The sequence below is a fragment of the Thalassospira lucentensis genome, assembly GCF_032921865.1.
Lineage (GTDB): Bacteria > Pseudomonadota > Alphaproteobacteria > Rhodospirillales > Thalassospiraceae > Thalassospira > Thalassospira lucentensis_A.
Genome location: NZ_CP136684.1, coordinates 7,501 through 33,719, shown reverse-complemented (window position 1 = coordinate 33,719; position 26,219 = coordinate 7,501). Strand labels below are relative to the sequence as shown.

Annotated in this window: 22 protein-coding genes (1 of these 22 running past the window's edge); 9 read left to right on the top strand and 13 right to left on the bottom strand. The window is 54.3% G+C overall.

What is annotated here, in order from left to right; all coding sequences use genetic code 11:
• Positions 1–21: 21 nt before the first annotated feature.
• Complete coding sequence (gene sugE, locus R1T41_RS01005) at positions 22–342, bottom strand: quaternary ammonium compound efflux SMR transporter SugE (protein ID WP_062950849.1); 321 nt, start codon at positions 340–342, stop codon at positions 22–24.
• A 190-nt stretch (positions 343–532) separates the two neighbouring features.
• On the opposite strand from sugE, the gene mobA reads away from it, so the two are divergent.
• Entirely contained in the window at positions 533–1,183 is a 651-nt protein-coding gene (mobA, locus tag R1T41_RS01000) for a molybdenum cofactor guanylyltransferase MobA (RefSeq protein ID WP_317339323.1), read from the top strand.
• Here mobA and R1T41_RS00995 read toward each other — a convergent pair whose 3' ends face one another.
• The 9 genes from R1T41_RS00995 to glpD form a co-directional block, all read right to left on the bottom strand.
• Positions 1,184–2,032: a sel1 repeat family protein gene (locus R1T41_RS00995; protein ID WP_317339321.1), complete on the bottom strand. Its 849-nt coding sequence runs from the start codon at positions 2,030–2,032 to the stop codon at positions 1,184–1,186.
• Positions 2,033–2,185: 153 nt separating this feature from the next.
• A complete protein-coding gene (locus R1T41_RS00990) occupies positions 2,186–4,408 on the bottom strand; it encodes a methyl-accepting chemotaxis protein (RefSeq protein ID WP_317339319.1) in 2,223 nt (740 codons plus the stop codon).
• A 260-nt stretch (positions 4,409–4,668) separates the two neighbouring features.
• Complete coding sequence (locus R1T41_RS00985) at positions 4,669–6,420, bottom strand: ABC transporter substrate-binding protein (RefSeq protein WP_097053690.1); 1,752 nt, start codon at positions 6,418–6,420, stop codon at positions 4,669–4,671.
• 136 nt (positions 6,421–6,556) lie between these two features.
• Complete coding sequence (locus R1T41_RS00980) at positions 6,557–6,829, bottom strand: DUF2160 domain-containing protein (protein ID WP_062950857.1); 273 nt, start codon at positions 6,827–6,829, stop codon at positions 6,557–6,559.
• A 25-nt stretch (positions 6,830–6,854) separates the two neighbouring features.
• Entirely contained in the window at positions 6,855–7,658 is an 804-nt protein-coding gene (locus R1T41_RS00975) for a carbohydrate ABC transporter permease (RefSeq protein ID WP_007091527.1), read from the bottom strand.
• Between the two features lies 1 nt (position 7,659).
• Positions 7,660–8,532: a carbohydrate ABC transporter permease gene (locus tag R1T41_RS00970; protein WP_062950865.1), complete on the bottom strand. Its 873-nt coding sequence runs from the start codon at positions 8,530–8,532 to the stop codon at positions 7,660–7,662.
• Between the two features lie 13 nt (positions 8,533–8,545).
• Positions 8,546–9,640: an ABC transporter ATP-binding protein gene (locus R1T41_RS00965; protein WP_062950867.1), complete on the bottom strand. Its 1,095-nt coding sequence runs from the start codon at positions 9,638–9,640 to the stop codon at positions 8,546–8,548.
• Positions 9,641–9,655: 15 nt separating this feature from the next.
• Entirely contained in the window at positions 9,656–10,756 is a 1,101-nt protein-coding gene (locus tag R1T41_RS00960) for an ABC transporter ATP-binding protein (RefSeq protein WP_317339313.1), read from the bottom strand.
• Positions 10,753–12,294, bottom strand: coding sequence for a glycerol-3-phosphate dehydrogenase (gene glpD, locus R1T41_RS00955; protein ID WP_317339312.1), 1,542 nt, complete (start codon positions 12,292–12,294; stop codon positions 10,753–10,755). The genes R1T41_RS00960 and glpD overlap by 4 nt, the downstream gene beginning before the upstream one ends.
• Before the next feature lie 565 nt (positions 12,295–12,859).
• Here glpD and R1T41_RS00950 point away from each other — a divergent pair.
• The gene (locus R1T41_RS00950) at positions 12,860–14,320 is read left to right on the top strand and encodes an NAD-dependent succinate-semialdehyde dehydrogenase (protein WP_317339310.1); all 1,461 of its coding nucleotides are present in this window, start codon (positions 12,860–12,862) and stop codon (positions 14,318–14,320) included.
• A 77-nt stretch (positions 14,321–14,397) separates the two neighbouring features.
• Here R1T41_RS00950 and R1T41_RS00945 read toward each other — a convergent pair whose 3' ends face one another.
• Together R1T41_RS00945 and R1T41_RS00940 are read right to left on the bottom strand one after the other, a co-directional pair.
• Positions 14,398–14,910, bottom strand: a complete 513-nt coding sequence (locus R1T41_RS00945) for a hypothetical protein (RefSeq protein ID WP_062950875.1) — start codon at positions 14,908–14,910, stop codon at positions 14,398–14,400.
• A gap of 88 nt (positions 14,911–14,998) precedes the next feature.
• A complete protein-coding gene (locus tag R1T41_RS00940; RefSeq protein ID WP_317339306.1) occupies positions 14,999–16,093 on the bottom strand; it encodes a UDP-N-acetyl glucosamine 2-epimerase in 1,095 nt (364 codons plus the stop codon).
• Between the two features lie 271 nt (positions 16,094–16,364).
• On the opposite strand from R1T41_RS00940, the gene glpK reads away from it, so the two are divergent.
• A complete protein-coding gene (glpK, locus tag R1T41_RS00935; RefSeq protein WP_317339304.1) occupies positions 16,365–17,858 on the top strand; it encodes a glycerol kinase GlpK in 1,494 nt (497 codons plus the stop codon).
• A 186-nt stretch (positions 17,859–18,044) separates the two neighbouring features.
• Positions 18,045–18,986 carry an AEC family transporter gene (locus R1T41_RS00930; RefSeq protein WP_317339302.1) on the top strand — a complete coding sequence of 314 codons (942 nt, stop codon included), beginning with the start codon at positions 18,045–18,047 and terminating at the stop codon, positions 18,984–18,986.
• Here the strand turns inward: R1T41_RS00930 and R1T41_RS00925 are convergent.
• The gene (locus R1T41_RS00925) at positions 18,968–21,067 is read right to left on the bottom strand and encodes a bi-domain-containing oxidoreductase (protein WP_317339300.1); all 2,100 of its coding nucleotides are present in this window, start codon (positions 21,065–21,067) and stop codon (positions 18,968–18,970) included. The two genes, R1T41_RS00930 and R1T41_RS00925, sit on opposite strands and share 19 nt — an antisense overlap.
• 138 nt (positions 21,068–21,205) lie before the next feature.
• On the opposite strand from R1T41_RS00925, the gene R1T41_RS00920 reads away from it, so the two are divergent.
• The 5 genes from R1T41_RS00920 to R1T41_RS00900 form a co-directional block, all read left to right on the top strand.
• On the top strand, positions 21,206–22,351 hold the full coding sequence (locus R1T41_RS00920; RefSeq protein ID WP_317339297.1) for a glycosyltransferase family 4 protein: 1,146 nt from the start codon (positions 21,206–21,208) through the stop codon (positions 22,349–22,351).
• Between the two features lie 252 nt (positions 22,352–22,603).
• The gene (locus R1T41_RS00915) at positions 22,604–23,500 is read left to right on the top strand and encodes a dihydrodipicolinate synthase family protein (RefSeq protein ID WP_317339295.1); all 897 of its coding nucleotides are present in this window, start codon (positions 22,604–22,606) and stop codon (positions 23,498–23,500) included.
• A 177-nt stretch (positions 23,501–23,677) separates the two neighbouring features.
• A complete protein-coding gene (locus R1T41_RS00910) occupies positions 23,678–24,967 on the top strand; it encodes an FAD-binding oxidoreductase (RefSeq protein ID WP_317339293.1) in 1,290 nt (429 codons plus the stop codon).
• 11 nt (positions 24,968–24,978) lie between these two features.
• The gene (locus R1T41_RS00905) at positions 24,979–25,980 is read left to right on the top strand and encodes a 4-hydroxyproline epimerase (RefSeq protein WP_317339290.1); all 1,002 of its coding nucleotides are present in this window, start codon (positions 24,979–24,981) and stop codon (positions 25,978–25,980) included.
• Between the two features lie 171 nt (positions 25,981–26,151).
• Positions 26,152–26,219, top strand: partial view of a GntR family transcriptional regulator gene (locus tag R1T41_RS00900; protein ID WP_317339288.1) — the 5' end (the start) only. Its footprint extends 619 nt past the window's final position; the window shows 68 of its 687 coding nt (coding positions 1–68); the start codon lies at positions 26,152–26,154; its stop codon lies beyond the right edge, outside the window.

The following is a 26,219-nucleotide window of genomic DNA, read 5'->3' as shown; positions in this document are numbered from 1 at the left end:
TTGAGGGCCGCCCGTTTTTATTCAGGCAGGTTGGAAAAGCTTTAGCCCGATAATTCCTGCAAGGATCAGGCCGATGGACATGATCCTTGCAAAGCTAAGGGCTTCGCCGAGGACGATTATGCCAAATATCACCGCGCCAACCGCACCGATCCCGGTCCATATCGCGTAAGCGGTGCCAAGCGGAATGCTACGCATGGCAAAGGTCAGAAGCCAGAAGCTTCCGGCCATGGTAATCAGGGTGAAAATTGTCGGAACGGGTCTGGTAAAACCATCGGAGTATTTAAGGCCAGCAGCCCAGCAAACTTCGAGAATTCCGGCCAAAAGCAATGCAATCCAAGCCATAACGGCCTCTTGGTTCAAAGGGGCCGTCCCCGGTCGTCATCATCAGGCGTATTCGGTCGTCCGATCGCGTGACAGCCAAGCTGTCATTGTCTTTGCCCCCGATATAGGGGCAAAATACCCCCACGGCAAATGCCCCGTCGGCAATGCTGCCATGCCATCCTGATCAGAATAAACGGACGTAATCCCGCCGATGTCAGCCAAAGCAAACAGCATATCCAATCACCCGAAAGTCGCCGGATTGATCTTGGCCGGGGGCGACGGGCGACGTATGGGCGGGAACAAACCGTTTCGTGAACTGGCAGGTAAGCCATTGATTGCGCATGCGATCAGCGCAGCCGCCCGGCAATGCAACCATCTGATAATTTCAAGTAACCAAGACGCATCGTTGTTTGCAGCATTCAATTTGCCGGTCATTCCGGACAAACCCGAACCGGGGCATGGGCCGTTGGGCGGTATTCTGGGGGGATTGTCGGCATTGCCCGATGATATCGACTGGCTGGTCTCGTTCCCGGTCGACTGCCCGATTGTGCCCGATGATATGGCCCTGCAATTGATCAAGGCTGCGACAGATGCGGGAAAAAAAGCAGCTTTCACCAGTCATGCCGGGCGTGATCATTATCTTTCAGCCGTTTGGCATCGTGATACGGGCGAGATCATTATGCGTCAATTGGCGGCAGATGACCGCCGTGTTGGCGGGGCCTTGCACGTTGCCAGTGCTGTTGTCGTCGATTTCCCGGTTGAACCGGGTCAGAGTACGCCCTTTATCAATATCAATACACCAACCGACCTGAATGCGATGGATGCTGTTCTGGCAAGCCTGATCAATCTGTCTGATCGATAATCAGCGAACGGCACAGGGACGCCAAGGCTTCCATGCTTTGTAATCGGCAAAGAAGTCGGACAGGAACTGGTCGACATTGGCCCGGTTTTGCGCGCGTGCAGCAGGTTTAAGGTCCTCGTCATATTTCGTGCAGGTCCGCTCGACCGCCATGCCGATTTCTTTCCAATCGACATTGGCGGCATGGCCGGGCAGGCCGGATGCGATTGCACACCAGCCGACAGCCCCGACGCGGTCATCCTTTTCGCGCGATATTTCGGCAAGATAGGCGGCAGCGCGAAGCTCGCCTTTTTCAGCCGCGGCGGAAAGATAGCTGATGCGGTCTTCGTCGTTTTCGGCAAAGCGGGTGGCAAGCAGGGTTGCCGCCCGCGGGTCGCCTTCGTTCCAGGCATCCGTCAGGAGTTCTTTTGCATACGCCTTGTCACCTTGGTCAATCGCATCAAGGGCAAGCCACAGCATGGCCTGTGTCTGTTTTTGTTCGGCGGCGGTCATGTAAAGCGACTTGATGTTTCCCTTATCACCATTCGTTGCTTCCAACCGGCGGGCAAGAACCATGCTGGCATCCGGTTGGGCACTGCTGGCGGCTGCTTCCATCATGGCCCAGCCCGCTGACTGATCGGTTGGAACACCGATGCCGTTGATCATCTGGCAGGACAGCAGATATTGCGCGGTGGCATTGCCTTGTTCGGCAAGCGGCGCAAAGGTTTTGGCCGAGGATTCGAAATTGCCGTGACGATAGGAATTCACCCCTTCATCAAGCGGGGAAGCGGCAGTTGCCGTCGCCATCAGGCACAGTGTGACGCCTGCCGTGATGGCCGAGAATTTCAGGATATGCGCGATCGAATTTTTCATGCTGTTTCCTGTGTATCGTTTTTTGTTGGCTAATGAAACTGGACGAAAAAATTCCGGGACCCGACCGTGACGTTCGGGGGAAGGGCATCCTTATCGGGCCCCGGATAGGTGCGCTCACGGGAGGGAGGCTTCATTGATGGTTTCATTGCCTTGCTATCGTGTTGCTGCCGTTTGCTCGGATCGGATGGAGTCAAGGAAGTCGCGCACGCGTTTCCCGAGGTCGTCCGATTGATGACGCAGGCGATCTGTTGCTTGACGCAGGCCATCGACGGCCTGCAGATTGTCGCCTGCGGCGGTGCTGACCTGTGCAATCGTTGCATTCATTTCGCTGGCGGCGATGGCGGATTGTTCGACGTTGCTGGCGATTTCGGCGACAAATTCCTGCTGTTCGTCGACGGCCGCCGACATTTCGCCGACCGTTTCGTGAATGCCGGTGATGCTGTCGCGGATGGTGGCGATGGCCTGTACCGCGACACCGGTTGTTGTCTGGATACCGGTGATGCGCTGGGCAATCCGGTCGGTTGCCGTGCCGGTCTGATTGGCAAGGTTTTTGACCTCTTGTGCCACGACGGCAAAGCCTTTGCCCGCGTCGCCTGCACGGGCGGCCTCGATCGTTGCATTCAGGGCCAAAAGGTTCGTTTGGGCGGCGATATCCTGAATAAGGTTAAGGATTTCACCGATTTCCTGGGCACCGGTTTCAAGTTCGTGCATGGTGTCGCTGGTTTGACGGGCAGCATCGACTGCGTTGGTCGCGGCATTCACCGACTGCTGGGCACGAAGGCCGGTATCACGCACGCGTTCGGACAGCGATTGCGCCGCCTCGGAAACGGACGCCATATTGATCGATATTTCCTCGGACGCACCGGCAACGCCGGTGGCATTGCTAGATGCGATTTCTGCCTGTTCACGCACCTGATTGGATGTTGTCTGGATGTTTTCGGCTTCGCGTGACACATCCTTTGCGACCTGCATCACCGATGCCTCGAACGCGTCGGCCAGTTCCAGCATGGCGCGGCGACGTTCGGTTTCGGCGATTTCGCGTTCGCGGGCGACATTTTCCTCGGCCCGCTGGGCGGCAAGGCTGGTTTCGCGGAACTGGCCGAGAATTTCGGCCATGCGACCGATTTCATCGCGACCGGTATCGCGAACCTCGGTCGAAAGATCGCCATTCGCCACACGGCGCATGCCGTCAATTACGCGGAGCAGGCGTTTGATCAGGTTACCCCGGACATAGAAAATCAGGATCAGAAGCGAGATCACCAGAACCGCAATACCGATCAGGGCAATCACCTGCTGATCGCGAACCACCTGCGACAGGGCATTCGCTGCACTGTTATCGACCTCAAGACGTTTGGCATCGACCAGTTGTTCGATGGATGCGCTCAGCGCTTCGGCGCTGGTCAGGGTCGCTTCAAGGGTTTGCTCGGTTTTGTACTGATTATCCCATTCGGTTTCACGCAGATCAAAAACGCTGTCTTTGCCAGCACCATAAACCATCAATGCCTCGGCCAGTTTTTTGATCTGGGTGCCATCATTGTTATCAGGTAGTTTTTCCAGTGCGTCCGAAATGCGAAGTTCCGCCCAGCTCCACTGATTGCGGACTTCGTCCATGGCATCGCCTTCTGGCACGGCGATGGCCGCGGTCAGCATGCCGAATGCAAGGTTCACATTGGAGCGGATTTCCGAAATTAGCTGGGAAAATTTGATGGTTTCTTCAAGTTCGCCCGCTGCATCGCTATTGCCCCCGGCAATACGCGATATGCCGCGCGATACATCGATATCGACAACCTCGACCAGCGGATTGATGAATTCCGAAAGGTCGCTATAGGCAAAGACCATATCAAGAGTCAGTTCACCACGCTGCCTTTCAAGTTCAAGCCGCTGCATGGTCAATTCATGAAGCGTATTGCGGCGGGCAACAATATCGTCAAGCTGTGCAGTCAGGGTTTCAATCGCATCGACGGCAACGGTTTGTGTCGGCTCCCCGGTCTGCTCCTCCGCTTGATCAGGATTCTGATCCGGTATTTCGGTGTTACCTGCAGTTGCGTCAGCTTCGGCATCCGCCGCGGCGACGGGCAGCATCAGGGGTTCCGGATTGGTTACGGCAATTTCGCCAAGGCGGGTGCGGGCATCACTGATCAGGGCATCAAGGCGTGCCTCAGCTTCAGCCAGTTCATCGGCATTGCGGGATGTGGCCAGAACCGGTGCCTGAGCCGCCAGTCCGACACCATCCATGGCAAGTTCCATCTGCCGGATGATTGAAGGCAGGCTGTCGGTGGTGATGTCGGCGACAAGTGCCCGACTGTTGCCAAACGAGATCCAGGAAACCACCGATGAAATACCGGCCAGTACCAGAATCAGGGCAAAAGAAGCCATGAGCCGGCCTTGAATGCCAAGGCCAGCGCGACGTTTTTTAATCGCGGTATTCACTGTTTCCTCCCTGTCTTGCCCGCCATGAGCCAGACATTCCCCTTACGGGGTCTTGCATCCGGTTTGCCAGATGTCCCGGTTTTTTATCGATCCATAAAGCTGGATCGTGCTTTGAAATCGGTATGAACAAATAAGCTGTCGGAAAAATCGGCGGGACGGCCGGGGATGATAGATCATCCCCGGCACCCCCAGTTGTGTGGCCAGGATTATTTCTGGGCCGCACTCCATTCCGCGATCAGATCGTCGTATTTGACGGTCTCACCCTGCGGTTTTTCGTTATCAAGTTTCGGCTTCGGAGCACCGGGCTGGTCGAACCAGTACTGTGCATCCTGTTCCTCGTTCAGTTTCGGTGCGCATTCGCCACCGATGCCTGCACGTTCAAGACGTTCCAGAACGCGGTCCATCGCCGTTGCAAGGTTATCCATGGCTTCCTGCGGGGTCCGTTCGCCGGTTACAGCTTCGGCAACGTTCTGCCACCAGAGCTGAGCCAGTTTCGGGTAATCCGGAACGTTGGTACCGGTCGGCGACCACTGGACGCGGGCCGGGGAACGATAGAATTCAACCAGACCGCCCCAGTTCGGCGCGATGTCACTCATGGCCTGGGTATCCAGGTCAGACTGACGGATCGGGGTCAGACCGGTCAGGGTCTTTTTCAGCGAGGTTGTTTTCGAGGTCACGAACTGTGCGTACAGCCATGCTGCCTGACGGCGTTCCGGCGGGGTGGACTTCATGAGAGTCCAGGAACCCACGTCCTGATAGCCGAGCTTCATGCCTTCTTCCCAGTACGGGCCGTGCGGCGAAGGTGCCATACGCCATTTCGGCGTGCCATCTTCATTCACAACCGGGGTGCCTTTTTTCGCCATGTCGGCGGTGAAGGCGGTGTACCAGAAGATCTGCTGGGCGATCTGACCCTGTGCCGGAACCGGGCCGGCTTCGCCAAAGGTCATGCCGGCTGCTTCTGGCGGGGCATAGGCTTTGAGCCAGTCGATGTATTTGGTCAGAGCGTAAACAGCCGCCGGGCCGTTTGCCGCACCACCACGGGTGACGCTGGAACCTGCAGGTGCGCAGCCTTCAACGCGAATACCCCATTCATCAACCGGAAGACCGTTCGGGATGCCCTTGTCACCAGCGCCAGCCATCGAAAGCCACGCGTCAGTGAAGCGCCAACCCAGGGACGGGTCTTTTTTGCCGTAGTCCATGTGACCATAGACTTTTTTACCGTCGATTTCTTTCACGTCATTGGTGAAGAATTCGGCGATGTCTTCGTAGGCCGACCAGTTGACCGGAACACCCAGGTCATAGCCGTATTTGTCCTTGAACTGCTTCTGCAGGTCTTCACGCTGGAACCAGTCATAACGGAACCAGTAAAGGTTCGCGAACTGCTGGTCGGGAAGCTGATAAAGTTTGCCATCCGGACCGGTGGTGAAGGACAGGCCGATGAAGTCTTCAAGGTCGAGTGTCGGCGAGGTAACGTCCTTGCCTTCGCCGGCCATGAAGTCGGTCAGCGGAACGACCGCATCGTAACGCGAATGCGTGCCGATCAGGTCGGAGTCATTGATGTAGGCGTCATAAATATTACGACCGGACTGCATTTGGGTCTGCAGTTTTTCGATCACGTCGCCTTCACCGATCAGGTCATGGGTCAGCTTGATCCCGGTGATTTCCGAGAAGGCTTTGGCCAGAACCTTTGATTCATATTCGTGCGTGGTGATGGTTTCGGACACCACGTTGATTTCCATGCCGCGGAACGGCTCGGCTGCCTTGATGAACCATTCGAGTTCGGCCATCTGGGCATCTTTATCAAGGCTCGACGGCTGGAATTCGCTATCGATCCATTTTTTTGCCGCGTCGGTGTACTGGTCTGCTGCTGCCGGATTGGCAAAGACTGCAAGACCGAGTGCGACCGCAACTGCACTGCCTTTAATAATGGCAGAGGAGCCTTTGGCTTTGACGATCATGTCGTTCCTCCCTGGTTGTCTTCCATTGCACTTCCGGAAAAATCCGGTTCACCAGCGATGGGGGAAGACAGTACCCGTCGTGGTGAATGACGACAGGAACGGCACCGTTGCAGGACACGGCACCGCTCCGGATTATTCAGCCCCAGCGCATCACGATGATGAGCCAGAAAAGGGCAACGATTGATGCGATCCAGATGGCGGCATCGCTAAATGCCATAAAGCCAAGATGGATATAGGCTGCACCAAGCAAACCGATGAAAAGGCGATCCCCGCGGGTTGTCGTCAGGGGTAAAAAGCCCCGGCGTGGAACAGTCGGCGAGACTGCCTGCCATATTCCCATTCCGATCAGCATCAGGATGATGCAGGAAAAGAACACGGCGGTAATCGGGGTCCAGGCCATCCAAGTCATTGTTTTATTCCTTCCTGTTTTCCGATTACACACGACCCATCGCGAAGCCCTTGGCGATGTAGTTGCGAACGAACCAGATCACCAACGCGCCAGGCACGATTGTCAGAACTCCCGCAGCCGCCAGAACACCCCAATCAAGCCCCGACGCCGATACGGTACGGGTCATGGTGGCCACGATCGGTTTGGCATCGACCGACGTCAGGGTGCGTGCCAGCAACAGTTCAACCCAGCTGAACATGAAGCAGAAGAAGGCCGTCACACCGATGCCCGAACGGATCAGCGGAATGAATATCGTGGTGAAGAAGCGCGGGAAGGAATAACCGTCGATATAGGCGGTTTCGTCGATTTCCTTTGGAATACCCGACATGAAACCTTCGAGGATCCAGACCGCCAGCGGCACGTTGAACAGGCAATGTGCAAGCGCCACAGCGATATGGGTGTCGAACAGGCCGACACTTGAATAAAGCTGGAAAAACGGCAGCAGGAACACGGCAGGCGGTGCCATGCGGTTGGTCAGAAGCCAGAAGAACAGATGCTTGTCACCCGTGAAGTTATAGCGGGAAAAAGCATATGCCGCGGGCAGGGCAACCAGAAGCGAGATCACAACGTTGATCCCGACATAGATCATCGAGTTGATATAGCCTGAATACCATGCCGGATCGGTCAGGATGGTCGCATAGTTCGCCAGTGTCGGATTATCCGGGAACAGGGTCATTGCGCCCAGGATTTCCGAATTGGTCTTGATCGACATGTTGAACAACCAATAGATCGGCAGCAACAGGAACACGATATAAAGAAGAAGTGCGATATGACGTTTCTGGAACCGCATTTTATTGTTCCTCCCGCTTTCCGGCGTTCATCACGACGGTATAGAAAACCCAGCAAACCAATAGAATGATCAGGAAGTAAATCAGCGAGAATGCCGCAGCCGGACCAAGGTCGAACTGACCCACAGCAATCGTGACCAAAAACTGGCTGAGGAATGTGGTAGCCGTACCTGGCCCGCCGCCCGTAAGCACGAAAGGCTCGGTATAGATCATGAAGCTGTCCATAAAGCGCAGCAGAACACCGATCACGAGGACCGACTGCATTTTCGGAAGCTGGATAAACCGGAACACGGCCCAGTTCGACGCACCATCGATCTTGGCAGCCTGATAATAGGCATCCGGGATCGAACGAAGACCGGCATAGCACAGAAGGACAATCAGGCTAGTCCAGTGCCACACATCCATGACAAGAACGGTCACCCAGGCATCCATCGGGTTCTGGCTGTAATTATAGTCCATGCCGATCATGTTGAGTGCATAACCGCCAAGACCGATATCGGCACGACCAAAAATCTGCCAGATGGTGCCGACCACGTTCCATGGAATAAGCAACGGCAAAGCCAGAAGAACCATGCAGGCCGAAACGCCCCAACCTTTGCGTGGCAGCGTTAAAGCTATGCCGATTCCCAGAGGAATTTCAATGAACAGCACGCTGCCGGTATAGATGATCTGACGGATCAGGGCATCATGCAGGCGGCTGTCTTCAAGGACCTGACGGAACCAGTCCGCCCCGACAAAGAAACGGGTTTGCGGATCGAAAATATCCTGCACCGAATAGTTCACAACCGTCATCAGCGGAATGATTGCGCTGATTGCGACGATAAAGAAGACCGGCAGGACGAGGAACCATGCCTTATTGTTGGTAATCTTGTTCATTTCCCCATCCCCCTCATGCGACCAGCTGGCTGTCGGCGTAAAGCTTGGTCCATTCCGGTGCGAACCGGAGGATGCCGCTTTGGCCGGTGATCTGCTGATCTTCGCTGACCTTGACCTTCATTTCGGACGAGCCGAACCGGGTGGTTGCGATCTTGTATTGGCCGAGGTCTTCGACCTTGACGATATTGACCTCGATCCCGTTATCGCCTTCGGAACCGCTGTCGGTTTCGATGCGCAGGAATTCGGGACGGATGCCAAGTTCAATCTGCCCGGATGCCTTGGAAACGGCTTCCATGTGGCGATCCGAAAGTGCGATGCGTTTGCCATCAATCCAGGCCGCACCGGCATCGATATTACACGGCATGATATTCATGCCCGGGCTTCCGATGAAGTAGCCGACAAAGGTATGGGCCGGATTTTCAAACAGTTCCTGCGGGGTACCAAGCTGCACGACCTTGCCGCCATACATGACAACGACCTTATCGGCAAATGTCAGGGCTTCGACCTGGTCATGGGTCACATAGACCATGGTCGGGCGCAGTTTGTTGTGAATTTCCTTGAGCTTGCGGCGCAGGACCCATTTCAGATGCGGGTCGATCACGGTTAGCGGTTCGTCAAACAGGATTGCCGAAACATCGTCGCGGACCAATCCGCGGCCAAGCGAGATCGTCTGCTTTTCATCCGCACCCAGACCACGCGCTTTTTGTTTCAGCTTGCCGGTCAGGTCGAGCATTCCGGCAATTTCTCGCACCCGTTCATCAACCCGTTTGGGATCAACACCGCGGTTACGCAGCGGAAAGGCAAGGTTTTCGTAAACGGTCATGGTGTCGTAAATGACCGGGAATTGGAAAACCTGCGCGATATTGCGTTCTTCGGGGGCCAGTTTGGTGACGTCCTTGCCATCAAACAGGACCTGTCCCTCGGACGGGGTCAGAAGGCCGGAAATGATGTTAAGCAAAGTCGTCTTGCCGCAGCCCGACGGGCCAAGAAGGGCATAAGCCCCGCCATCTTCCCAGACATGTTCCATGCGGCGAAGGGCGTAATCCTCGTCCCCTTTCGGTTCGGGGAAGTATGAATGCGCAAGGCTTTTAAGATCGATACGTGCCATTTTAGTTCTCCAACCTCAGGCGGCCTTGCCGTTTTGAATTTCAACAGGCGGTGCCGCCACAAGGCGATCATTGGCGTCATAGGCAAACAGACGTTTGGGGTCGACATAGAAGGTGGCCGCCTCGCCAAGCCGCGGGTTGTGCACACCTTCTTCCTGAATCACCCAGGAAACGTCGTTGAAATGAACATGGACAAAGGTTTCCGAGCCGGTGATTTCAGCCAGTTCAACCTGGCCCTGCATCGCAACGCATTCGGCACTGGTCTGATCGACCGACAGGTGATTGGCGCGAACCCCGATGGTGTATTGTCCATCGGTAAGGGCTGAAAGATGGCCGCTCAGCGGGACCTGATGGCCGCTTGCCAGATAGAGAGCACTATCACGGACCTCGGCCTTGACGAGATTAATCGGCGGATCGGAAAAGATCAGGCCGGTCTCGACAAAGGCCGGATTGTGATAAACCTGCGTGGTCGGGCCAAACTGGGTGACGCGGCCTTCATGCATCACCGCACATTTACCACCCAGCAAAAGGGCTTCCATCGGCTCGGTGGTGGCGTAAACGACAATGGTGTCACGTTCCGCCAGAAGGTTCGGGATTTCCTCACGCAGTTCTTCGCGCAGTTTGTAGTCAAGGTTGACCAGCGGCTCGTCAAGCAGAAGCAGGGTGCAATCCTTGACCATGGCGCGCGCCATCGCAGTGCGCTGTTGCTGACCGCCCGAAAGTTCCTGCGGCAGACGATCAAGCAGATGTTCGATATGCATCAGTTCGGCGGTGGATTTTACGCGACGTTCGACTTCAGCCGCGTCGACACCCTGCAATTTCAAGGGGGACGCGATATTGTCATAGACGCTCATCGACGGATAATTGATGAACTGCTGATAGACCATCGCGACGTTGCGTTTCTGAACGGGCATGCCGGTGACATCGTTGCCATTGACGAGGATGCGCCCGCTGGTTGGTGGTTCAAGACCTGCCATAATGCGCATCAGCGTCGTTTTGCCCGCCAGGGTCCGCCCGAGAAGGACGTTAAATGATCCCGGCTCCAGCGACATCGACACGTCGTCGATGTGGGTTTCTCCTCCCACGGTCTTGGTTATGTTTTCAAGCGTAAGGGTCATTTCACATTTGTTCCTTCGCCCGTTTTCACGGCGTTATTCGATTTGGTTTCAGTCGCAAACCATTGCGCAATGGCGGTCTGGGCATCCTTTGACAGATGCAGGCCGAGTTTGGATCGGCGCCACAATACGTCATCGGCAGTACGTGCCCATTCCTGATCCGCCAGATAGCGCAGTTCGCATTCGTAAATATCATCGCCAAGATGCGTACCCAGCCCGGAAAGGTCTGATGCATCGCCAATGATGGTGAGGGTCAGTGTGCCGTAGTTTCGCACGTAGCGGTAGAGTTGAGCCGCCGGAATCCACGGAAATTTCTTTTGCATTGCAGCAAGATAGCTTTCGAAATCGCCATTTGGCATGTCGCCGCCCGGAAGGGCGACGCTATCGGTCCAGCGATCATCTGCAATCCCGAGATAGGGGGAAAGTTTGCTCATCGCTGATTCAGCTAGCTTGCGATAGGTGGTGATTTTGCCGCCATAAATGTTCAGAAGCGGTGCACCCTTGTCGCCATTATCAATTTCAAGAACATAGTCGCGCGTGACCTGGGATGCATCTTCGGAGCCGTCGCCGTAAAGCGGACGAACGCCGGAATAGGACCAGACGACATCGGTTGGCGAGATTTTATGCGCGAAATAGGTATTGGCGAGTTCGCACAGATAGCTGATTTCATCTGCGCTGATCGCAACCTTTGACGGATCGCCTTTATAATCGCGGTCCGTGGTGCCGATCAGGGTGAAATCCTGTTCGTAGGGGATGGCAAAAACGATACGGCCATCCGGATTCTGGAAAATATAGCAGTAATCATGGTCAAACAGCTTTGGCACCACGATGTGGCTGCCCTGAACCATGCGAATGCCCTGTTTCTTTTTGGCTTCGACACGTTTTTCAAGGATTTCCGCACACCAAGGACCGGCGGCATTGACCAGTGACCTAGCTTTGACTGTGTGTTCGCCGGCATTGTCCCGAACGGTGACAGACCACAGATCGCCCTCGCGTCTGGCGGCAACACATTCGGTTCCGACCCGGATGTCTGCACCGCGATTACGTGCATCCATCGCGTTAAGGACGACAAGACGGGCATCCTGCACCCAACAATCGGAATAGACGAAAGCCTTTTCCATGCCGGCAATCAGCGGCGCACCGGCGACATGCTGCTTCAGGCGGATACCTTCCGAACCGGGAAGTTTTTCACGGCCGCCAAGGTGATCATACAGGAACAGGCCCAGCCGGATCATCCAGGCCGGACGCAATCCTTTGACATGGGGCAGAACGAAACGAAGAGGCCAGATAATGTGCGGGGCGGCGTTCAAAAGCACTTCGCGCTCGATCAGGGCCTCACGCACAAGGCGGAATTCGTAATGCTCAAGATAACGCAACCCGCCATGGATCAGCTTTGTGCTGGCCGATGAAGTCGCACTTGCAAGGTCGTTCTTTTCGCAAAGAAAGACCTTGAGGCCACGGCCGGATGCATCACGCGCAATGCCTGCGCCATTGATGCCACCGCCAATGATGGCAATGTCGTATGTTTCTGAATTGAGCAACCGCTTCCTCCCTGATTGCTCTGATTTGTGACAGATGTTCTCAACTGTCATTCTGTTCTTTCAAAAACGTTACGAACCACCCAAAATAATTGCAAGCGAAAATTATGAAGAATTTTAATTTTCGATAACGAAATAAGGATGCAGGGTTATAATGGGTTGTAATATATGGGTTCTTTGTGGCTGACAGATTTATTTTGTTTCCGGCTGAATGATCAGCTCGAACCGATTTGCTCCGGGAAATTGACCAGAATCGTTTGAAACCGAAAAAAATGAATGCAGCCATCTGTTCCCCCAAGGCATAAGATTGCGGCCTTAAATCATGCGAAACTTGCCTTAGCCGAGTGGGGTGGATGGGGAAAACAACCGTTTATCGGCTGGTTCTGCGAAAAAACGCGCCATATCAGAAACCAGACGCAATCTTGTTGCAAAGCATTGCACGCAAGGTGTTTGCGATTGCCAAATGGGCTTTTTCCTTGCGAAGATGTGGCAACCACCACGGATCGAACTAGATGATGGTCATGACTTTCATGCTTCGATCCCAAAGCAAAATTCCGGAGGCATTCCCATGGTTTCTCTAAAAGACCCGTCCTTGTTCACTCAGCAGGCTTATATCGGCGGTGAATGGGTTGACGCCCCAGACGGCAAAACTGAACAGGTTACCAATCCTGCGACGGGCGAAGTGCTTGGCACGGTGCCGGTTCTGGGTCGTGATGCAGTTGCCCACGCGATTGAAGTTGCCGAAAAGGCGCAAAAGCAGTGGAAGAAACGCACGGCCAAGGAACGGTCGGCCATTCTGATGAAATGGTACGACCTGATGATGGAAAATCAGGAAGATCTGGCGCGCCTGATGACGGCCGAACAGGGTAAGCCGCTTGCAGAATCGCGCGGTGAAATTGCTTATGCCTCGTCCTTCCTGCAATGGTTCGCCGAAGAAGGCAAGCGCATCTATGGTGACGTCATTCCGACCTTCGCACCGGGGCGCCGTGTTGTCGTTTTGAAAGAACCGGTTGGGGTTTGTGCCGCGATCACACCCTGGAACTTCCCGACCGCGATGATCACCCGCAAGGCCGCACCGGCATTGGCCGTTGGCTGTGCGATGGTTGTCAAACCAGCGATGGAAACCCCGTATTCTGCCCTTGCGATGGCGATCCTTGCCGAACGCGCCGGTTTGCCCAAGGGGCTTTTGTCAATTGTGACCGGGAACGCCAAAACCATCGGTGCCGAAATGACCGAAAACCCGATTGTACGCAAACTGACCTTTACCGGTTCGACCGCAGTTGGCCGTTTGCTGATGCGTCAGTGCGCCGACACTGTCAAGAAAATCAGTCTTGAGCTTGGCGGTAATGCGCCGTTCATCGTTTGCGAGGACGCAGATGTCGATGCTGCGGTCGAAGGGGCGATTGCTTCGAAATACCGCAATAGCGGCCAGACCTGTGTTTGTGCCAACCGTATCTTTGTTCATGACGCCGTCTATGACGAATTTGCCGAAAAATACGCTGCGAAGGCATCGGCAATGAAAGTGGGCGATGGCACCGAAGAAGGCGTTGTTCTTGGTCCGCTGATTACGGAAAAGGCTGTCGAGAAAGTCGAAAACCAGATTGCCGATGCGCTTTCCAAGGGCGGTCGGGTTTTGACCGGTGGCAAGCGCCACGCAAAGGGCGGCAGTTTCTTCGAACCGACCGTGATTGCCGATGCCAACCGCGACATGCTGGTCTTCCGCGAGGAAACTTTCGGTCCGATGGCACCGCTGATTCGCTTCCACAGTGATGATGAAGTGCTTGAAATGGCCAACGATTCCGAGTTCGGCCTGGCATCGTACTTCTATTCGCGTGACATCAGCCGTATCTGGAAACTTGCCGAAGGCCTTGAAACCGGTCTGGTCGGCGTCAATGCAGGTGTGATTGCGACCGAAGTTGCCCCGTTTGGCGGCTACAAGCAGTCAGGCATCGGCCGCGAAGGTTCGAAATACGGGGTCGAGGATTACCTTGAAGTCAAATATGTCTGCATGGCAGGCATCGATGATTAAGGCATTTTCGGATTTCCGAAACGAAAAAGGCGCTGTCACTTCGACAGCGCCTTTTGTTTCTGCATGAAATCGCAACGTTATGCTGCGTTATCCTGCTTTTTCTCGTCATCGGCTGTGATCGACTGGACCGAGCCATCCGAAAGTTCAGACTGAAGGGCTGTGAAAACATCGAACATATTTGGGTTGAAGGCAATTTCGGCCTGCATGCGATCACGTCGTTCTGACGGTGTTTCTTCACCATTGTTCTGCTTGTTGGCAAGTGTCGCACCATTCAGCTTTTCCTCGATCGCATCAGCAATCGTTTTTTCGATGGCCTGACGTTCGGTTGCGCCCATCTTTGCTAGGCTTTCCTCATCAAGGCCCATCGATTGCAGGATCTTGCGGCGCATCTCTTCGATCTTGCGCTCTTCAAGTTCCTTCACATAGGTCGTGAAACCGTGTTCCTTGATGTAGGCGATGTCGGCATTTTTTTCCTTGTCCTCTTCGGGCAGGGGCTGACTGTTCGAGGCAATGGTTTTTGCCGCCGCATAGGTGCTTTTCGCACTGGATGCGATGTTGCTGATGCTCATCAGGGTGTCATATATCGCCATCCCGATCCTCCATGGGAAAATAATGCCGGTAAAACGAAATCATGGGATCGCAGGCTGCAAATCCCGTGCCGCGATTTCTCGGAAAACTTTACCGGTTAAGAGCAGCCAGCGTATCAAGCATTCGGTTAGCCGTCTTGCCGTCCCAACCGGCAGGCCGGAAAGGAACTAGTGGAGCTGTTCTGTTCGTAAGGTTGGTGGCGGTTTGGACCAGATCTGCCGGTTCGCAAAGTTCCAGCGCGGACGCTTCAAGTGCAGTCGCGCGTTCCGTGGTCGGTCGCAAAATGCATCCCACCTTGCCGAGCCAGGCGCATTCATCAATTATTCCGCCGGAATCTGTTATCACATAGCGTGCGGCAACAAGAGCCGCCAGAAAATCGGGATAGAGCATCGGCGCTACGATCTTGATGTTTCCGGCATCACGGATGCGACGCCCAAAGCCGCTTTGTGCAAAGGCGCCTTGCGCACGCGGGTGAAGTGGCCAGATGATCGGGGTTTCGTGGGCAAGGTCGATAATGGCATCGATTATCGAAGACAGCCGAACAAGATTATCGATATTTTCCGCCCGATGCAGCGTTAGCAGAACCGGACCCGTTTGCGCCGATGAAGACCAGATTGCCGTTGTTGATCCGCCGAAGCGAATCATCGCATCAATTACGATATTACCGACATTGTGGATGCCTTTTGCCTTAATGCCTTCTTTGTGCAGGTTGTCGGCTGCGGCCTTATCCGGAGCCCAGTGCATATCGGAAAGGCCGTCAATTTCTGTCCGGTTGGCTTCTTCGGCAACGGCATCAAACCCGCCACGCAACCCGGCTTCCAGATGGATCAGGTAAGTGGAGTTCCTTTTTGCCGCGCGGGCGACACCCAAAGAGCCGTTAACATCGCCAATGACAATTGTCCCTTGTGCCGGTGATTGGCCGAGCATCCGGCAATAAGCATCATCGGCATTCTGAACAAGCGTGTGCCGGCTATTTCCCGGTTGCCCGATTCCAAGTCGGATTTCAGGGACAGGCAAACCAAGCGAAAGACGCAAGCCTTCGGAAAGGGCCGGATCCCAATGTTGGCCGGTATCTATCAGGCGCAGGATAAAGGGCAGATCGTCACGTTTTTCCTGCCATGCCAGATAAAGGGCCGCAGCCTTGATCAGGTTGGGGCGGGTGCCATAGACCAGATCGATGATCATTGCTGCGTTTTTCCTGATGAATGCTCAAACCGGGTTGGCGTGTGGTAAGGTATTGTCTTCTATATCATTTTGGCGAACCTGTTGCCAAACAGGATAGGGGGCTGGCAAAAAATCTGATAAAATTTTCGAAAACGAATTGTTTTTTGGTGCGATTTTTTTCTAAATAGAAACGCAAAATCAGTTGAACCAGCCGAATGCGCGGTGACAATCAGGTGCCGCAAAGGGCTGTGAGGGTACGGCAGACCAACTGTCGGCTTGGGAGGAAACAGAAATGACCGATACACGCTACATTCTGGCGATTGATCAGGGAACCACCAGTTCACGCGCCATCGTTTTCGATGCCAATGGCAGATCTGTGGCCGTCGCGCAGCAGGAGTTCCCACAGCATTTCCCCAACAGCGGCTGGGTCGAACATGATCCAGAAGACCTTTGGGATACAGTTGTCGCCGTTTGTCGCGAAGCCCTATCACGGGTCGATACTGCCAATGTCGCGGCGATTGGCATCACCAACCAGCGTGAAACCACGGTGGTCTGGGATCGTAAAACCGGGAAGGCGGTTTATAATGCCATCGTCTGGCAGGATCGACGTACCGCCGCACTTTGCCATGATCTGAAACGGCGCGATCTGGAACTCGAAACGGATGTGAATAATCGAAGCGGGCTTTTGATCGACCCTTATTTTTCGGCGACGAAGGTTGCGTGGATACTTGATCATGTAACCGGTGCACGGGCCCGCGCCGAACAGGGCGATCTGGCCTTTGGTACAGTCGATTCATTCCTGCTGTGGCGTTTGACCGGGGGCAGGTCGCATGCGACCGACGCGACCAATGCGGCGCGGACCAATCTTTTTAATATTCGTGACAATGCGTGGGATGAACGGCTTTGCGAGATATTCCGCGTCCCCAAATCCATGTTGCCGGAAGTCAAGGATTGTGCCGCCGATTTCGGTATGGTCGATGCGGAACTGTTTGGGCGTGAAATCCCGGTGCTTGGTATGGCAGGCGACCAGCAAGCTGCCGCATTTGGTCAGTGCTGCTTTGAACCCGGCGACATCAAAAGTACCTATGGCACAGGTTGCTTTGTGATTCTCAATACCGGGGACGAGGCCGTGACCTCGCAGCACCGTTTGCTGACCACGGTCGGTTATCGTTTGAACGGCAAAACCAGTTATGCCATCGAAGGGGCGATCTTTGTTGCCGGGGCGGCGGTGCAGTGGTTACGCGACGGACTTGGCATCATCAAGTCGGCCGCCGAAAGCGAAGGGTTGGCCAAATCGCTTGATGACAATCACGGGGTTTATCTTGTCCCGGCCTTTACCGGACTTGGCGCACCTTATTGGGATCCGGATGCGCGCGGTGCCATTTTCGGGCTGACCCGCGATACCGGTCCGCGCGAATTCGTCCGTGCTGCACTTGAAAGCGTTTGTTATCAGACCTTTGATCTGTTCGAAGCCATGGCCGCAGACGGTGTTTCACCCAAAGCCGTTCGGGTTGACGGTGGTATGGTCGCCAATGACTGGCTGTGCCAGTATCTGTCCGACATTCTTGATATTCCGGTTCAGCGCCCGGTGGTGACGGAAACGACGGCGCTTGGTGCGGCCTATCTTGCGGGGTTGCAGGCGGGTATCTATCGCGATCTCGGCCATATTGCCGAAAACTGGCACATGGACGCGGAATTCAAACCGGAACTTGAAGGGGGGCGTCGCAATCATCTTTTGGCGGGATGGAAAAACGCGGTCAAACGGGTGATGACGGATCAGGGTTGATCCGGCAGGGCTGCATCAGCCGGTTTTACAGGCTGGTCATTGCCGTAATTGCTTTGTAAGATCGGGACGGTACCGTGCGGTACCATCCTTTCTTTTTGCGGGATGTTCCCCGTACTTTCATGGAACTGCTGCTATTGATTGCTGGCGCGACCTTTTGGGGCCGTCATCAGGCGGCTGGGGGAAAAGATGCTTGATCTGATCGTTGGAAAAGTCGGACCTGTTTTTTTGACGATCCTGTGCGGTTATCTTTTGACCCGGTTTCGCGTCATCAGCCGCGAGGGTATCCCGTTCCTTGCCCGCCTTGCGATGAGCGCCTTTATCCCGGCAATGCTGTTTCAAACCCTGTCGCAATCCGACATCAGCGCACATTTCGACTTACGTTTATGGGGCAGTTATTATGCCGGAGCCCTGCTTAACTTTGTTCTGGTGTTTATGGTTGCGCGTGCATGGCTGAAGGCCAGAACGGACGAGGCGGCAATCACCGCAATGGGTGGGGTTTTTTCCAATATTGTGTTGCTCGGCATCCCACTGGTTCAGGCTGTATACGGTGAAGAAGGGCTTGTGCCGCTTCTGATTATCCTGTCGATCCATCCGCTGACTTTGCTGGGATTGACTGTGATGATCGTTGAAGGTTCGCGTTCCAGCGGTGGGCATTGGTTACCAAACGTCGCTGGCAGTGTGGCTAGGGTGCTGCGTAATCCGATTATTGTTGCGATTATTCTGGGTGTGCTGGCGTCCCTGATTGATCTTCGATTGCCCGAAATGATTGATGGAACGTTGGAACGTTTCCGGACCGCGGGCCCGACGATTGCATTGTTGCTGGTCGGGGCCGGGCTTTATGGTCAGTCGGTTCGCGGCAATATGTCTGCAAGCATGTTGTGCACGGTTGCAAAAATGTTCGTGCAGCCTGTTCTGGTGTTCCTGGTTGCGCATTTTGTTTTCGATCTGCAGCTGCTGTGGCTGACAATTGTGGTGCTGATTGCGGCCCTTCCCGCCGGAGCCAATGTGGCAATCATTGCCGGCAGCTATAATGTCTGTATCGACCGTTCTTCGACCACGATCCTGATTACAACGCTGATTAGTGTGATCACACTGCCGCTTATTGTGCTTTACGCCGGTCCGTATTGATTATCACCACTCGCGGCACCAAGGATCTGATCCATCAGATGTATTTCTGCGTCGATACCGGGGATGCGAGGATCGTGGATTCCTGACTTAATTGTATCGAGGAAGGCGGCAATGGCATCGTCATGGCCCTTGTCCGGGCTGGCGAATAGTGGTTTTCGCAGGATTGTCGTGCCATTTATCACCAGTTTTCGCCAATCGTTCATGATTGCGGCAAAGCCCGGTGCAGATACTTCCAGAACTTCCTTTGGCGTATTCCTTCGGGCGGCAAGCAGATAGGAAACTTCGCCGCGCGATCCGTCGGCGAAGGTCAGATGCCAAATGCTGTCTCCGGCTTCGCGGTCAATCCAGTCGCATTGCAATCTGAGCAGTTCAGTTTCGGCAAGTGTTGAAATCAGATCGATGAAATGGCTGATTTCGCCGATTGTTCGACCGCCCTGTCCCTGTCGGTTAAGCCAGTGGTCGGTGGGGATAGGAGCAGAACGAACCTGATAGCGAAATTGTATTTTACCTTTTGGCAGATGCTTTTTCAGCATTGCCGCCATGGGGGTGAAGCGCCTGTTATGCCCGACCATGAAGATTTGCGGGCTATTTTGTTTCGCAACTTTCCTCAGGGCTTCAAGCTGTTCCCGGCTGACGCAAAGCGGTTTTTCCAGCCAGACATGTTTCCCTGCATTCAATGCCTTGCAGGCAAGGTCGGCATGACTGTCATGGCGGGTGGCAATGAAAACCGTGTCGATATCCGGACTCGCAAGAATGTCTTCGGCAGCGGAGAGTGCGGTCGCATCGGGAAATTGACGCCTAATCGCAAGGGCCGAGAGGCCGGACTGCGAAACGACGGCCTTGATTGTGATGTTCTCTTGTCGTCTTAGTCGCGGCAGCAAGGTACTGACCATATAATTCCCGGCACCGATCAATCCGATCCCGATTGTGCTGTTGCTGGCGGCATTGATCTGCGCTGCCGGTTTATATGCTTTGGGGCGGTTATCGACATTCTGATACCGGATGACGGTTGCCATCATTGGCGGGGAGCCAAGAAAGTCGGCGGCATCTTCCAGATCAATCTGTTGCGAAACAAGCGGGGTCGGGTTCAGTTTGCCGCTTTCAAGAAGGGCAAGGGCCGCTTGCATGTTACGTTTCACGGTCCAGCGCACGTGGCCTACAGGGTAATCCTGTCCTAATTGCTCGTAGTTCGGGTCATATCGGCCCGGGCCATAGGATCGCACCTGCCGTATCGTGATTTCCTTGCGATATAGAATGTTCCGGGATGCCTTCGGGGTGATGTCTCCGACACAGACAATGATGCCGCGATCCCGGCAAAGTCGCGCCGCAGCTTCAATTATGGTGCTGGTTTCATTGCCGCTGGTGCAAATCAAAACAGCATCAAATTGATCTGCTGGCGCGTTCCGGATTTCCGCATACGAGTTGCTGGCTCCGCCTGCCATCGCCATCTCCCGGCGTTCCGGCGCAGGTTCTATCGCGGTTACAATTGCACCAGCCGCAATTGCCGTTTGGGTCACCAACTGGCCAATCAGACCGCATCCGATCACCGCAACCCTATGCCCAATAACAAGCTCGCCTTGCCGAACGGCATGCAGGGCAATGGCGTAAAGGGTGGCAAAGGCGCCTTTTTCGCTGCTAACTGCATCCGGGACAGGGCAGGCCAGGTTGCGCGGAACAATATTGTATTCGGCATGGTTTGCATGGCCCAAACCAGCACAGGCAACACGCTGCCCGATATCAAATTCAGTGACATCCTTGGCCATCGCCACAACGATCCCGCAACTGGCATATCCGGTTGCCATCGGCCTGCCGAGCCGCCCCTTTACAGCATTGATCGTTGCCAATGCCCCGTCACGGCGAAACTTTTCAATGGTCAATGCTACCAAATCCGGCCGTTGCCATGCCTTGCGTATAAGGGATGCTTTGGTTTCGTCTGCCTGCTGTCTTTCGGTGCCTGTGCTGATGACGGATATTTCGGTACGGACCATGATGGTGCCGGGCAACAGGGCGGGAACGGGACAATCGGTAACAGCAATCCGTCTTTCACCGGGAAATCGCAACAATGCCCGCATATCCGTCATAATACCGTCCCGATGCACGTTATGGATGAAATATAATACAGGAATTAAATCATATCGGTTTGTGCAGGTCGATCCGTCATTGACGGAACTTGGGCAGGCGTTTAGCAAAGCCGATGTCATAATCACGGAAACGGCAGCATGAAAAAAGCGGTGACAATGCAGCGCAGACGTAAATTGATGTTCGTTTGTGGAGAGGATTGGTCCTTTGTTTCTCATCGTCTCGGTTTGGGGCGTGCTGCACTTGTGAGGGGTGACGAGGTGATCGTCGCATGTAATGCTAATGAAGCTGCGGTGAAACTCCGGGCCGAGGGCTTCCGTGTTGTTGATGTGCCGATTGCTCGTGGTGGACTCAGTCCAATAAAATCATTGAAGACGATTAAAGCACTCGCATGTCTGATCCGGCGCGAACGACCGGATATTGTCATAAATGTCGCAATTCAATGTGTTGTTTTGTCTGCATTGGCAGGGCTATTGGTCGGCGTACGTCGTTCGGTAAACATGGTAACCGGACTTGGTTTCATGTTTGTGTCAAATGGAGCAAAGGCGCGCCTCGTTCGCTCGGTGGTTTCGATGTTGATGCGCGCATATGCCCGGTGGCCGTCGATCCATGTCATTGTCCAGAATTCCGATGACTTTGAGTTGATGCGCGGGCTTGGGTTTAGTCAGAAGCGTCTCTCGCTTGTGCGCGGCTCAGGTGTAGATATCAGACAATTCTGTCCGGGAAAGCCAGAGAGAAGACATGATGAGCGTAAAACAGCAATCTTTGTCGCCCGGATGTTATGGTCCAAGGGGCTGGCTGAACTGGTTGAAGCTGCAGGTATACTGAAAGACAGGGGATTCAGTTACCGTGTGCTTTTGGTCGGGGATATTGACCCGGCAAATCCAGATTCCGCTGATATGGAAAGTCTTGTGAAATGGCAACAGGATGGATTGTTGGAATGGCTTGGTAAACGAAGCGACATCGCCGATTTACTTAGACAGTCTGATCTTGCTGTTTTGCCTTCATGGCGTGAAGGCTTGCCTAAATCTCTGCTGGAAGCGGCTGCCAGTGGTTTGGCGATGGTGGCATCAGATGTTCCCGGCTGCCGCGAAATCGTCAAGCATAACCAGACAGGATTTCTGGTTCCGCTGCGCGATGCTGGGGCTTTGGCGCAGGCGATTGAAGACCTGATGGAAGATGATACAAAGCGCGAGGCGTTGGGGCGGAATGCACGCATCTTGGTCGAACAGGAGCTTTGTGACGCCGTGGTCATTCGAAAAACGCTTGATATTATATCTGCTTAGGCTAACGGCATTATTCGCGGAACGCGTATTCGTTTAATGCCAAGCCCCTAAAAGAACAACCGCTTCGAATTATAGGAAGGGTCCCGTATATCGGGACCTTTTTATTTTCTGAAATTCTCCATTGCTATCAGATTTCATTTTTTGTATACAATATGCATTAATGCAGCCAGGGCCTGTAAATATACGGGTTTTGGTGATCAAACGGTCTGACCCGATAATGGGGCATGCGACCAAATCAGGAGGTTACTTTCCATGCAGGTAAACTGGACTGGCGTATTCCCTGCCGTTGCCACCCAGATGAATAAAGATGGTTCAATCGATTACGATATGACCGCTCACCAGATTGAAGCATTGATCAAGGCCGGTGTTGACGGCCTCGTCATGCTGGGATCGGTTGGCGAGAACGCAGCCCTTGAGCCGGAAGAAAAAATCGCGGTGCTGAAGCTTGCTGTTGAAGTTACCAATGGCCGTATTCCGGTTTTGTCGGGTGTTGCTGAAAACTCGACCCAGGCTGCAATTCGCTATGTTCAGAAATGCGAGGAACTTGGTGCTGACGGCCTGATGCTTCTGCCGGGCATGATCTATACCGCCGATCCGCGCGAAAATATCGAGCATTTCCGTTCGGTCGCAGCCAAGACCAAGCTTCCGATCATGATCTATAACAACCCGGGTGCCTATCGCATCGATATCAAGCCGGAAGAATTCAACCAGCTTGCCGATGTGAAAAACCTGGTCGCGATCAAGGAAAGCTCAGGCGATCCGCGTCGTATTACCGACATCTATAATGCCTGTGGTGATCGTTTCGTTCTGTTCTGCGGCATGGATGACCTTGTCATGGAAACCCAGGTTCTGGGGGCTGTTGGCTGGATTTCCGGTTTTACCGACGCCTTCCCGCAGGAATCGGTAGCACTCTGGAAACTGCTTTCCGAAGGAAAATACAAGGAAGCTCTTGAAATCTATCGCTGGTTTACCCCGGTCCTGCACATGGATGTTCATGCCAAGCTTGTTCAGTATATTAAACTGGCACAGGAAATGACCGGCGTGGGCAAGGCCCATGTCCGTGCTCCGCGTCTGCCGCTGGTTGGCGAGGAAATGGAGCGTATCCGCGCAACGATCCAGAAAGCCATCGATACACGCCCGAAACTTTAATTCGGTTTGCAATCAACGCATTCATTGCATCCGACGCCGCAAGGCGTGATTGCATCTGTGTCTGATTTGATGGCAACAGCGAACTCTCCTCCGATTTTCGCAGGGGAGTTTGCTGCCATCTGATACCAGACGAAAAACAAAGATAAAAGCGCACACCAAAAGGCAGGGCTCCAGAATATGCCAAAACCTTCTTCTGCTTCACAATCTTCCGCGCAGGCAAGCCAGCATGTTGTTGTCGTTGGTGCAGGGATCATTGGCGTCAATGTTGGTTTGGCTCTTTTGAAGCAGGGCTATGACGTCACGATTGTCGATCGCGCGGAGCCGGGGATGGGAGCATCTTTTGGCAACGCTGGCGGAATTGCGGTTACGGAATGTGCGCCGATCGCCATGCCGGGTGTTTGGGCAAATGTGCCCGGCTGGCTTATGGACCCATTGGGGCCACTTTCGGTGCGCTGGTCCTATTTGCCTAAAATGATGCCCTGGCTGATCCGTTTTCTGGCTGCCAGTTCGAAAAGCCGGGTGGAGCAGATTGCGAGCGAACTTGCCGCTATTCTTAACCGGGCCTGGCAAGATTACGATCCGGTGATCGCAGAAACAGGTCTTTCCGATGCGGTATTTAAAAAAGAAGGTGCCATGGGTGTTTATCGCAGCGAGAAAACACGCCGCGATGCCGAATATGGAATTGATCTTCGCCGTCGTAATGGTGTCAAAATTCGTGACCTAACCAAGGACGAGGTCATGGATATTGAGCCTGATCTTGCCCCAATCTTCGCCTGCGGCGTGATGGAGGAGGACTGGGGTCGGGTTCTTGACCCGTTCCGAATTGTTACCGGCTTTTACAAGCATTTTCTGGAACGTGGAGGGAAGTTCCAGAATGCCGAGGTTACCGATTTCGTTTACCGCGACGGCAAACCGAGTGCCGTGATAACGGTACAAGGCGATCAGATTACCTTCGACAAGATTGTCATTGCTTGTGGCGCATGGTCAAAAACGCTGGCCAAACGACTTGGCTCCTCTGTGCCTCTTGATACCGAGCGCGGCTATAATACAACAGTGCCCTATAATGGTGTCAGGCTGTCGCGCATGGTCATTTGTGCTGATGACAGCTTTGTTCTGACCCCGATGGAAACGGGCATTCGTGTGGGTGGTGCCGTTGAACTTGGCGGGCTGGTTGCCGCCCCCAATTATAATCGCGCCAAGGCTCTTTTTGCCAAAGGCAAAGAAGTTCTTCCGAAGCTCAGCGCCGAAGGCGGCACCGAATGGATGGGCTTCCGTCCCTCGATGCCGGATTCCAAACCGGTGATTTCGGCAAGCCCCAAACATGAAAATGTCTTCTTCGCATTCGGTCACGGTCATCTTGGCCTGACCATGGCGGCCACCACCGGACTGCTTATTGCCGATTTGGTGAGTGATGCGACTGCCCCCATTAACATGACCCCGTATCGTATTGATCGTTTCCAAGGATAAGGCCGCACCAAATGGCAAAACACAGCTTCTTCTGTATTGATGGACATACCTGCGGCAATCCGGTGCGTGTGGTTGCAGGCGGCGGACCAAAGCTTGAAGGTGCAAACATGCTCGAAAAACGGGCGCATTTTCTGGCGGAATATGACTGGATCAGGACCGGGTTGATGTTCGAGCCGCGCGGCCATGACATCATGTCGGGCTCGATCCTTTATGAACCGACGCGCGACGATTGTGACGTTGCCATCCTGTTTATCGAAACATCCGGCTGCCTGCCGATGTGTGGTCATGGCACGATCGGAACTGTCACCATGGCGATCGAGGAAGGTCTGGTAAAGCCCAAGACCCCGGGCGTGCTGCGCCTTGAAACACCGGCCGGTCTTGTGATTGCCGAATATAAACAGGTTGGCGATTACGTGGAATTGGTCAAACTGACCAATGTGCCATCCTTCCTTTACAAAACCGATATCGAGGTCGACTGTCCCGATTTCGGCCCGATCAGGGTGGATGTCGCCTATGGCGGGAATTTCTATGCGATTGTCGAACCGCAGGAAAACTTTCGCGATATGGCCGATTACACGGTGGGTGATTTTCAGCGTGTCAGCCCGGAACTTCGTCGCCGTCTGAACGAGATTGCCGAGTTCGTTCATCCTCTTCACCCCGATATCAAGGGCCTGTCACATATACAGTGGACCGGCAAGCCGACCCAGCCTGACAGCACCCATCGCAATGCGGTGTTTTATGGCGACAAGGGGATTGACCGTTCACCCTGTGGAACCGGCTCTTCTGCGCGTCTGGCACAATTGGTCGGCAAGGGGCAGTGGGATCCGGCGCATGAGCTGGTCCATGAAAGCATTATCGGGTCGCAGTTCCGTGTCACCGTCGTCGAACAGACAAAAGTCGACGACTATGACGCGGTGGTACCCGGGATCGAAGGCTGGGCACGCAAGCATGGCTACAATACGATTTTCATCGATGATCGTGATCCTTACGCACATGGATTTATAGTGAAATAGGCGTTTGGTCGGGGCCGGTTTCTATTGGCAAACCCCTGATACCGTAGCGGCATGATTGCAATTGTATTGCGCCTAAACCAACGCATCGGTATGACTAGAAAAAGGGGGCGGTGACGTTTGGGGATATGAAGCCGGGCCCGATACCGCACAGGACAGATAAAAAGAGCCAAAATGACCGCATCACCGCGTTTTACCCGCCGCACCATTACCGATCAGGTAACCGAAGATTTGCGCGCCCG

Bases quoted from the DNA above. Each gene is read 5' to 3' on its own strand.
- sugE (WP_062950849.1), bottom strand. From the start codon at position 342: ATGGCTTGGATTGCATTGCTTTTGGCCGGAATTCTCGAAGTTTGCTGG.
- mobA (WP_317339323.1), top strand. From the start codon at position 533: ATGTCAGCCAAAGCAAACAGCATATCCAATCACCCGAAAGTCGCCGGA.
- R1T41_RS00995 (WP_317339321.1), bottom strand. From the start codon at position 2,032: ATGAAAAATTCGATCGCGCATATCCTGAAATTCTCGGCCATCACGGCA.
- R1T41_RS00990 (WP_317339319.1), bottom strand. From the start codon at position 4,408: ATGGCTTCTTTTGCCCTGATTCTGGTACTGGCCGGTATTTCATCGGTG.
- R1T41_RS00985 (WP_097053690.1), bottom strand. From the start codon at position 6,420: ATGATCGTCAAAGCCAAAGGCTCCTCTGCCATTATTAAAGGCAGTGCA.
- R1T41_RS00980 (WP_062950857.1), bottom strand. From the start codon at position 6,829: ATGACTTGGATGGCCTGGACCCCGATTACCGCCGTGTTCTTTTCCTGC.
- R1T41_RS00975 (WP_007091527.1), bottom strand. From the start codon at position 7,658: ATGCGGTTCCAGAAACGTCATATCGCACTTCTTCTTTATATCGTGTTC.
- R1T41_RS00970 (WP_062950865.1), bottom strand. From the start codon at position 8,532: ATGAACAAGATTACCAACAATAAGGCATGGTTCCTCGTCCTGCCGGTC.
- R1T41_RS00965 (WP_062950867.1), bottom strand. From the start codon at position 9,640: ATGGCACGTATCGATCTTAAAAGCCTTGCGCATTCATACTTCCCCGAA.
- R1T41_RS00960 (WP_317339313.1), bottom strand. From the start codon at position 10,756: ATGACCCTTACGCTTGAAAACATAACCAAGACCGTGGGAGGAGAAACC.
- R1T41_RS00950 (WP_317339310.1), top strand. From the start codon at position 12,860: ATGGTTTCTCTAAAAGACCCGTCCTTGTTCACTCAGCAGGCTTATATC.
- R1T41_RS00945 (WP_062950875.1), bottom strand. From the start codon at position 14,910: ATGGCGATATATGACACCCTGATGAGCATCAGCAACATCGCATCCAGT.
- R1T41_RS00940 (WP_317339306.1), bottom strand. From the start codon at position 16,093: ATGATCATCGATCTGGTCTATGGCACCCGCCCCAACCTGATCAAGGCT.
- glpK (WP_317339304.1), top strand. From the start codon at position 16,365: ATGACCGATACACGCTACATTCTGGCGATTGATCAGGGAACCACCAGT.
- R1T41_RS00930 (WP_317339302.1), top strand. From the start codon at position 18,045: ATGCTTGATCTGATCGTTGGAAAAGTCGGACCTGTTTTTTTGACGATC.
- R1T41_RS00925 (WP_317339300.1), bottom strand. From the start codon at position 21,067: ATGACGGATATGCGGGCATTGTTGCGATTTCCCGGTGAAAGACGGATT.
- R1T41_RS00920 (WP_317339297.1), top strand. From the start codon at position 21,206: ATGAAAAAAGCGGTGACAATGCAGCGCAGACGTAAATTGATGTTCGTT.
- R1T41_RS00915 (WP_317339295.1), top strand. From the start codon at position 22,604: ATGCAGGTAAACTGGACTGGCGTATTCCCTGCCGTTGCCACCCAGATG.
- R1T41_RS00910 (WP_317339293.1), top strand. From the start codon at position 23,678: ATGCCAAAACCTTCTTCTGCTTCACAATCTTCCGCGCAGGCAAGCCAG.
- R1T41_RS00905 (WP_317339290.1), top strand. From the start codon at position 24,979: ATGGCAAAACACAGCTTCTTCTGTATTGATGGACATACCTGCGGCAAT.